This window comes from Actinomyces polynesiensis, from assembly GCF_000820725.1.
In the GTDB taxonomy this organism is placed as follows: Bacteria; Actinomycetota; Actinomycetes; order Actinomycetales; family Actinomycetaceae; genus Pauljensenia; species Pauljensenia polynesiensis.
In genome coordinates this window covers 1-8598 of the sequence record NZ_CCXH01000084.1, presented here as the reverse complement: position 1 = coordinate 8598, position 8598 = coordinate 1, and the positions used below count along the sequence as shown (strand labels likewise).

Sequence of the window (8598 nt, the reverse complement as noted above, 5' to 3'; positions counted from 1 at the left end):
GGGCCCGACGTGGGGGCGGGGTGGCGGCGTCCCGGGTGGGCTGCGGTCGGACCGTGGAACGGCGGGGCAGGGCGTCGGGGCCGGGCGCGACCTCCGGCGGGGTGGCGCCAGCGGCGGGCGTGGACTCCGGCCTCAGACGACGCCAACGGCCGGTCGCGCCACCGGTTGTCCCACCGGTCGTCCATGGATCGGGGGCACCGGTCCCGGACCCCGCGCTCCCGGACCCCGTGTTCGCGGATCCCGCAGTCCCCGCCGCCGGTGTCCCGGCTGCGGCGTGCAGGGTGGACGCTACGCCCGTGCCCGTGCCCGTGCCCGTGCCCGTGCCCGTGCCCGTGCCCGTGCCCGCGTGCGGGTTCCCCGTCCCCGGGACCGCACCCGTGGTCGCCGGGCCGCGGGAGCCGCCCCGTCCGCGGTGGGAGGGGTGAGCAACTCCCGCGGGAGGACGTGGCGCGGTTCGTGGACGACGGGCGCGATGACGGAGGGTGTCGCGGCGTGGGCGGGGGGCACACGGTCGGCGGGCGCCGGGAGCGGGTGCGGGTCGACGGGGATGTCGAGGGTCCGGGCGGCACCGACGAGCTCCCTCACGAGGGCGGCGCCGGTGGCGGGCCGGTGGCGGGGGTCCTTCTCCAGGAGGTGGCTGACCACGCGCGCGAAGGGGACCGGGATGTCGTCGGGTAGGGTGGGGACCGGGTCGTTGACGTGGGAGAAGGCGATGTCCACCTGGGTGGCACCGGTGAAGGGTCGCCTGCCGGCCGCCGCCTCGTAGGCGATGACGCCCAGGGCGTAGAGGTCACTCAGGGACGTCGCCGTCTCGCCCATGGCCTGCTCGGGGGGGAGGTACTGGGCCGTGCCCATGACCATCCCGGCCGCCGTGAGATTGGCCTGGTCGCTGGTGCGCGAGATGCCGAAGTCCGTCAGTTTCACGACACCGTCGGGCCTGATGAGGATGTTCGCCGGCTTGATGTCGCGGTGGACCACCCCCGCGGCCGCGGCGGCGTCGAGGGCGAGCGCCACCTGGATGAGGACCGGGACGAGGTCCTCGACGGCCACACGGGCCCCGTCACGCAGGTAGTCCGTCAGGGGGCGGCCGTCGACGAGTTCCATGACGATCCACCCCCGCCCGTCGTCCTCCCCCGAGTCGAGGACGGAGGCGATGTTGGGGTGCTGGACGCGCATCGCGTTGCGGGCCTCGATGCGCAGGCGGGAGAGGGACAGCTCCTCACCGGAGAGCTCGGGACGCAGGACCTTGGCGGCCACCAGACGGCCGGTCTCGCGGTCGCGGGCCTTCCACACCTCGCCCATGCCCCCCTGGGCGACGGGGGCGAGCAGCGTGTAGCGCCCGCCGAGCACGCGCCCGGCCATGTACCTGTCCGTGTTCGGAGGAGTCATTTCAGTCCCGCCTCCAGCAGTGCCCTGGCGACGGGCCCCGCCACCGTGCCGCCGTGGGGCACGGGGACCTGGTCGTCGCCCTCGACGATGACGGCGAAGGCGATCTGGGGGTCGTCGGCGGGGGCGAAGCCCACCGCCCAGGCGTTGGCGCGTCCGGATCCGTCACCGAGCTCGGCGGTGCCAGTCTTGGCCGCCACGCTCACCCCGTCGATGGCCATGGACGTGCCGGAACCGTAGGACTCGGAGACGACACCCTCCATGAGCTGCGTCATCTGGGAGGCGATGTCGGAGGAGACCGGGGTGCCCAGCTCCTCGGGCTCCGTGGTGGAGCGGACCTGGAGGTCGGCGTCCACGACGTCCTTGACCAGGTAGGGCTTCATCATGGTCCCGCCATTGGCGATGGCCTGGGCGACGAGCGCCATCTGCAGGGGCGTCACCTGCACGGAGTACTGCCCGATGGCGGACATCGCCAGCTGCGCGGCATCGGTCTGGTCCGGGAAGACGGAGGGCGTGACCTGCAGGGGGATGTCGAGCTCCTCCCCGAAGCCGAACCGCTCCGCGACGTCCGCGAGGTCCGCGTGCGTGAGCTTCTCCGAGGCGAGGACGAAGGTCGTGTTGCAGGAGCGGGCGAACGCCTCGGCGAGGGTGGGGGTGCCGTTGCCGCACTCCACGGACTCGATGTTCGAGATCTGGGTCTCGGTGCCCGGCAGTGTCGTCGTCACCGGGGACTCCATGGGGGTGTCCGGTTGTGCGACGCCCTTCTCCAGGAGCGCGATGGTGGTGAGGATCTTGAAGGTCGAACCCGGGGCGTAGCGGTCCCCGGCGATCGCGCGGTTGATGAGGGGGCGGGACGGATCCTTGTCCAGGGTGGTGAAGGCCTTGTTGACCGCGGCCGAGTCGAAGGTCGCCAGGGTGTTCGGGTCGAAGCTCGGGGAGGAGTACAGGGCGAGCACCGCCCCGGTCTTCGCGTCGAGGGCGACGACCGCTCCCTTGCGTCCCTGGAGCTGGTCGGCTGCCACCTGCTGCATGGCCGGGTCGAGTGTGAGGACCACTCCGCCGCCCTGACGGCCCGAGCCCGTGAACAGGTTGCGCAGGCGCTGGGCCAGCAGTGCCGGGGAGTCGCCCTCGAGCACCGACTCCGCTGCCTTCTCCATGCCGGAGGAGTCGGAGAAGACGGAGGAGAAGTACCCGGTGACCGGGGCGTAGAGGGGGCCCTGGGAGTAGGTGCGCTGGTAGCGGGTGGAACCCTCGACCCTCTGGGAGGAGGCGATCGCCTCCCCGGCCACGATGATCGGACCGCGGTCGAGTTCCGCCGCGTGGAGGATCGTGCGGGAGTTGCGCCCATCCGCGTTGAGCTTCGGAGCCTGGAGGAACTGGATGTTCGTCGCTGCCAGCCCCAGGGCGGCGAACATCACGAGTACCACCACGAAGAGCCGTCTGACCTGTGAGTTCATAGCTGTGCCTCCCCGGTGTGCGGCGGGGACGGGAGGTGGGGCTCGGTCGGGTAGTCCGGGTCCTCTGGGAGGTCGCCGTCGACGATGCGCAGTCCCGTCCCCGTGGGCTGCGCACCCTCGTCCTGTGGGTGGCGGGTGCCGGGCGCCTGCGGGGTGCGGATCTCGGTGGCCTGCGCGTCGGTGCCGTCGGTGTCCTCCGTGCGGTGTGCGACCGGTCGTGCGCCCTCGGTGGAGGGACGTCGACGGGTGGGGAGGGTGGGGGTGCCCGCGTCGGCGGCGACGGCCGCCTGGATGCCGGTGGTCCAGGGCGCGGGGTGGAGGTCGGGCGCCGCGCGGCGTCCGAGATCCGCACGAGGATCGCCACGGTCACCCACGAGGAGACCATCGAGGACCCGCCCGACGCGAGGAACGGCGCGGTCAGACCGGTCAGCGGGATGAGCCGCGTGATGCCGCCGAGGACCACGAAGACCTGCAGCGCCAGGGAGAAGCTCAGCCCGGCGGCGAGGAGCTTCCCGAACCCGTCACGCACGCCGATGGAGGCACGCAGGCCCCGCTCGATGAGGATCAGGTACAGCACGAGGATGGCCAGCAGGCCGGTGAGCCCGAGTTCCTCGGCCAGGGAGGAGAGGATGAAGTCGGACTGGGCGAAGGGCACCAGACTCGGGTAGCCACGTCCCCACCCGGTGCCCATGAGGCCCCCGGAGGCCTGCCCGAAGAGGCCCTGGACCACCTGTCCGGAGCCCCCCACCGCGTCGTAGACGTCCGGGTCCATGGCGTGGAGCCAGACGGTGAAGCGCTGCTGGACGTGCGGGAACGCCCGCACCGCGAGGGCGGCTGCGGGAAGGAACATCAGTGCGCCGATGACCAGCCAGGACACACGGTCCGTGGCCACGTACAGCAGGGCGACGAACAGTCCGAAGAAGAGCAGCGAGGTGCCGAGGTCGCGCTGGAGGACCAGGATCGCGATGCCGATCAACCAGACGACCAGGATCGGACCGAGGTCGCGGGCGCGGGGCAGGCGCATCCCGAGCACCTTGGGCCCGCCGATGGCCAGGTTGTCGCGGTTGGTCACCAGGTAGCCCGAGAAGAAGATCGCCAGGGTGATCTTGACCAGCTCCGCCGGCTGCAGGCTCGCGGGGCCCAGCTGGATCCAGATGCGGGCCCCGAGGTGCTCGACGCCGATGCCGGGGACCAGGGGGAGCAGGAGGAGGAGCAGGGAGAGGATCCCGAAGATGTAGGTGTAGCGGCGCAGCACCTTGTGGTCGCGCACGCACACCAGGGTGACGGCTGCGGCCACCATGGCGACGCCCACCATCATCAGCTGCTTGGTCCCCACGATGGGGTACCGGCTGGCGGGGTCGGAGATGGACTCGTTCAGGGTGATGTAGGACAGGTCGATGCGGTAGATCATCGCGAGCCCGATGCCGGTGAGCGCCACGGCGATCGGCAGGATCACGGGGTCCGCGTAGGGGGCGAGGAAGTGCATGCCGACCTCGGCGACGACCGCGACGACGACGAGGATCAGGACGTGCTGGCCGAGGTTCGCGGGGACCGCGCCGGTCCTGTTCAGGGCGGTGAGCGCGTAGCCGCCGATGCCCAGGGCGAGCGCGACGAGCATGAGCGCCATCTCGAGGACACGACGCGGGCGGGCGGGGGCGATGGTCACCGTGGCCATCAGTCGCCCCCGGTCGGCGAGGACGGGCCGGTGGACGGGGAGGGGCTGCCGGAGGACGTGGGTCCGGAGGCGCTCGGGGAGGGTGAGGGCGTGGAGTCGGGTGTGTTCCGCCCAGCCGCGCTCTCGAGCTGGGCGACGTAGGCGTCGATCTCCTCGCGTGAGGACCGCACGACGGGGTCACGGAGGCGTTCCCGGTCCACGCTGGAGAGCGAGGAGAGGGAGATGTCGGTGACCTCGGTGCGGTGGGAGAAGCTCCACGGGCCCAGGGTCTGCGGGATCCCCTGGTAGATGACGACGCTCCCCGACTCCCCGATGGCGTAGTACTGGGTCTGCGTCCACAGGTACCCGAGCCAGCCGCCACCGGCGAGGAGCGCCGCCACCACGAGCGTGACCACGGGCGCCCACCAGCGGTGTCGGCCCCCGGGGTCGTCGCCCTCCTCGTCCTCGTCGTCGTCCCCGGCGTCGTCCTCGTCCGCGTGGGAGGACCCATTGGCGAGGGCGGCCGCGCGCGCTGCGGCACCCTGCCCGCCGCGGGTCGGCGCACTGCGGTCGAGGGCGGCGGCGCCGACGACCTGCGGGGCCGTCTGGCCGGAGGTGCCCGAGGGGACGATGTCGGCGATGACGCAGGTGACGTTGTCGGGGCCGCCTCCCAGCAGGGCGAGGTGGATCAGCTCCTCCGCGCAGGCGCCGGGGTCGTCGCAGTCGGAGAGGACCTGGCCGATGGTCTCGCCCGAGACCACTCCCGACAGGCCGTCGGAGCAGAGCAGCCACCGGTCGCCGAGGATGGCCTCGCGCACCGTCTCGTCGGGGGTGACGTCGGCCTGGGAGTCGCCGAGGACCCTGAGGACGACGTTGCGCTGGGGGTGGTGCTCGGCCTCCTCGGGAGTGATCTGGCCGGTGTCGACGAGGTACTGGACGAAGGAGTGGTCCGTGGTCACCTGGGTGAGGGTGTCCCCACGCAGCAGGTAGGCCCTGGAGTCACCGATGTGGACCATGGCCAGCTTGTTGCCGGCGCGCATGATCGCGATGCAGGTGGTGCCCAGGCCCTTGAGTTCGGAGTCCTGGCTGGAGCGCTCGGAGAGCTCCTCGTGGGCGGCCTGGAGGGCGGCACGCAGGAGGGGCAGCATCGCCTCGGCGGGGTGGCTCTCGGAGTCGAGGGGCACCAGGTGGGCGAGCGCCACGGAGGAGGCGATGTCACCACCGGCGGGCCCTCCCATGCCGTCGGCGAGGACGAGGAGGTTCGGCCCGGCATAGCCCGAGTCCTGGTTGCTGCGTCGGGTCAGGCCCACGTCCGAGCGGGCGGCGTAGCGGAATTCCACGGGCTCTGCTGGCATGTCACCTCACCAGTTCGAGCGTCGTCTGGCCGATGCGCACGGTCGTCCCGGGCTGGACGACGCGTGGTTCAGTGATCCTCTCGTCGTCGACGAAGGTGCCGTTGCGGGAGCCGAGGTCCTCGATCCACCACTGGCCCTCCTGGGAGGACAGGCGGGCGTGGCGCGCGGAGGCGTACTCGTCGTCGAGCACCAGCGTGGAGGAGGGGGACCTGCCGATCACGATCGGTGCGGAGCCCAGGGGCATCATCGTGCCGACGAGGGGTCCGCCCGTGATGAGCAGGTTGTGGGGGGTGGTGTCCTGCGGGGAGGCTCCCGTGGCGCGGCGCTCGCGGCGCGAGCGCCGGCGCTCCTTCCCGGCGCGTCTGCGTCCCTTGCCACGGGGGGTGACGACGGTGCCGAAGATGTCACGTCGGAGGATGGCCACGGCCCCGAAGACCATGGCCCACAGGAGGGCCAGGTAGCCGATGCGGAAGACGGTGAAGGCGAGGTCGGAGATCATCACCGGTCCTGCTCGTGATCGGAGGCGGGGCGCGTCCAGAAGAGGATGCGTGTGCGCCCGATGACGATCTGGTTGCCGTCGACGAGTGTCGCGGCGTCGATGCGGTGACCCTCGACGAAGGTGCCGTTGGTGGAGCCCAGATCAGTCGCGATGACCCCGGTGGGTGTGACGCGCAGCTCGAGGTGGCGCCGGGACACCCCGGAGTCATGGACCACGATGTCGGCCTCCGAACCACGCCCGATGACGGTGACCGGTTCGGTGAGCAGCCACTTCTCGCCGTCGATGTCGATGATCGGGTGCTGGGGGGAGGCTGAGACGGCGGTGGCAGGGGCGGCTGCGCCCCGGCGGGTCGAGGCCTCGACCTCGAGCTGGCCCGAGACCTCCTCCCCGGAGGCCTCGAACTCGACCTCGACCGGCCCCAGGAGCACGTAGTCCTGGTCCGCGGCGTACTGGGTGGCCTGCTGCTGGAGTTCGTCGGTCAGGACGGCGAGCTCATCGCCCAGACCCGTCAGGTCATTGGGCGAGACGTGCACGACGAAGTGGTTGGGGGCCACGGCGCGGTCCGCGGTGAGCTCGCGGACGTTGTCGTCCATCGAGCGACGGATCGCGGTGTTGACGTCCACAGGCTTGAGTCCCGACTTGAAGACGCGTGAGAAGGCGTTGTTGACGCCCTTCTCGACAGCGTTCTCGAAGCGGTCGAAGATACCCATCCTGCCTCCTTCCCCGAGGTGCACGGGGTTCTCCCGGGGATCCCGGGGCCTGGTGCGGGGCCGACCCGCACGCGCCAGTCTAGCCGGGGGGAGTGGCCCGCCCGCAGTCGGCCACGGGGCGAGCCGCTCGGCTGTGGTCCGGGAGGAACGGATCGTCCGACCGCAGGTGGCCGCCGGGTGCGGTGTCCCTCTGCGGCCGGGTGCGGCATGAACTGCTCTGTCCCGGATGCGGAGGAGCTCCGAGACCCCGGGGTCTCGGAGCTCCTCACTCCTGTGCGCGAGGGGGGAGTTGAACCCCCACTCCATTTCTGGAACACGGACCTGAACCGTGCGCGTCTGCCTATTCCGCCACTCGCGCGCGCTCAGAAACAATACGAGGCGCCCGGCATCCGAGTCAAACCGTGCGATGTGGCGTCGGGTACCCGACGTGCACCCGACGGGTGCCCCCGGACCCCCGCCTCCGGGCGATCCCCCCGCCCCGGGGGCGCCCCGGGGGGATGCCCCGGTCGGCGGGGCCGGGCGCGTGCGGTCGGCCGATGGGGGTGCCTCACGGCTGACCTGATGGGCAGTGGTGGAGAGGATCGCGACTGTCCGGGCAGTTGTGGCAGCTCACCGCTGTCCCGCCGGGCAGCTGTGCCGGAGCGTGGCCGTCCTGATGGGCGGCGGCGACGTGCGCACGCCCCGATGGCACCGGCGCCACGCCCGCACCGTCGACGCCGGTGGTCGCGGTGGGTTCCGGGTCGCCTCAGGACAGCCCGAGACCCGTCAGCGGGTCGGGCAGGGCTCCCGTCGCCACGGCGACCACGAACCCGACTGCGATCGCGGTGAGCACCAGGCCGGAGGCGTCACGCCACCCGACTCGGATGGGTGGTCGTGGGACCGGGGGCACACCGCCCCGAAGAGTCATGGCACGCCCGGTGTCCGCTGCACGGCGGGAGGACGCGGAAAGGGAGGCGGTGACGACGTCGACCATCAGGTGGAGGGCAGCCCTCATCCCCGCGGGGGGCTTCCCTCCGGTACGCAGGCGCACGGTGTCCATGACCGCCGCGGACTCGTCGCGCAAGGAGGGGATCCCGCGCAGGGCGAGGCCCATCGTGGTCGCCCACTCGTCGACCGGCAGGCGCAGCCAGCGCAACGGTGCCATCAGGGTCCGGAACGCCGGGGTGAGGAGCTCCGGGGGCGTCGACCACACGAGGAGCATCGAACCCCACACGACCAGGGCAGCGACCAACAGCGAGCGCACGAGGATCCACAGGCCGCCACCGAGGGCGGCCCCGATCAGCCCCCCGGCCACACCGCTCCAGAACCACAGGGGCAGCCGGGGCAGGGCGGACAACGGGACGCGGGCGGCGAGCGAACCGACGGACAGGACCACGGCCACCACGGCGACCGTCGACCAGGCCGGGCGCAGCAGCAGCGCCGTGGTCAGCGCCATCAGGCAGACCACCTTCGTCCCGGGCCACATCCTCCCCAACGCGGAGGTCCCGGGCAGGGGCCGGGGGAGCACGCCCCCGGCCGGGCGGGCCGACCGCTCCGG

Annotated in this window: 6 protein-coding genes, 1 tRNA gene and 1 pseudogene; all 8 read right to left on the bottom strand. The window is 72.1% G+C overall.

Annotation, left to right across the window (positions count from 1 at the left end; all coding sequences use genetic code 11):
• Positions 1-288: 288 nt before the first annotated feature.
• Entirely contained in the window at positions 289-1389 is a 1101-nt protein-coding gene (locus TA90_RS03275) for a serine/threonine-protein kinase (protein ID WP_231550642.1), read from the bottom strand.
• A complete protein-coding gene (locus TA90_RS03270; protein ID WP_043534596.1) occupies positions 1386-2843 on the bottom strand; it encodes a peptidoglycan D,D-transpeptidase FtsI family protein in 1458 nt (485 codons plus the stop codon). The genes TA90_RS03275 and TA90_RS03270 overlap by 4 nt, the downstream gene beginning before the upstream one ends.
• Positions 2844-3121: 278 nt before the next feature.
• A pseudogene (locus tag TA90_RS13670) lies at positions 3122-4518 on the bottom strand (FtsW/RodA/SpoVE family cell cycle protein); the annotation flags it as partial.
• Positions 4518-5852 (bottom strand): PP2C family protein-serine/threonine phosphatase, encoded by a 1335-nt coding sequence (locus tag TA90_RS03250; protein ID WP_043534592.1) that lies wholly within the window; start codon positions 5850-5852, stop codon positions 4518-4520. The gene TA90_RS03250 and the pseudogene TA90_RS13670, both read right to left, overlap by 1 nt.
• A 1-nt stretch (position 5853) precedes the next feature.
• Complete coding sequence (locus tag TA90_RS03245) at positions 5854-6351, bottom strand: FHA domain-containing protein FhaB/FipA (RefSeq protein ID WP_043534591.1); 498 nt, start codon at positions 6349-6351, stop codon at positions 5854-5856.
• Positions 6351-7061 carry an FhaA domain-containing protein gene (locus tag TA90_RS03240; RefSeq protein ID WP_043534590.1) on the bottom strand — a complete coding sequence of 237 codons (711 nt, stop codon included), beginning with the start codon at positions 7059-7061 and terminating at the stop codon, positions 6351-6353. Before TA90_RS03240 ends, TA90_RS03245 begins: the two co-directional genes overlap by 1 nt.
• Positions 7062-7335: 274 nt before the next feature.
• Positions 7336-7419, bottom strand: a tRNA-Leu gene (locus TA90_RS03235).
• Positions 7420-7806: 387 nt separating this feature from the next.
• On the bottom strand, positions 7807-8598 hold a 792-nt coding region (locus TA90_RS03230; RefSeq protein WP_147513346.1), incomplete at its 5' end, for a CbiQ family ECF transporter T component.

What these genes read in the sequence shown, in the direction of transcription:
- TA90_RS03270 (WP_043534596.1), bottom strand. Translation starts at nt 2,843, where the DNA reads ATGAACTCACAGGTCAGACGGCTCTTCGTGGTGGTACTCGTGATGTTC.
- TA90_RS03275 (WP_231550642.1), bottom strand. Translation starts at nt 1,389, where the DNA reads ATGACTCCTCCGAACACGGACAGGTACATGGCCGGGCGCGTGCTCGGC.
- TA90_RS03250 (WP_043534592.1), bottom strand. Translation starts at nt 5,852, where the DNA reads ATGCCAGCAGAGCCCGTGGAATTCCGCTACGCCGCCCGCTCGGACGTG.
- TA90_RS03240 (WP_043534590.1), bottom strand. Translation starts at nt 7,061, where the DNA reads ATGGGTATCTTCGACCGCTTCGAGAACGCTGTCGAGAAGGGCGTCAAC.
- TA90_RS03245 (WP_043534591.1), bottom strand. Translation starts at nt 6,351, where the DNA reads ATGATCTCCGACCTCGCCTTCACCGTCTTCCGCATCGGCTACCTGGCC.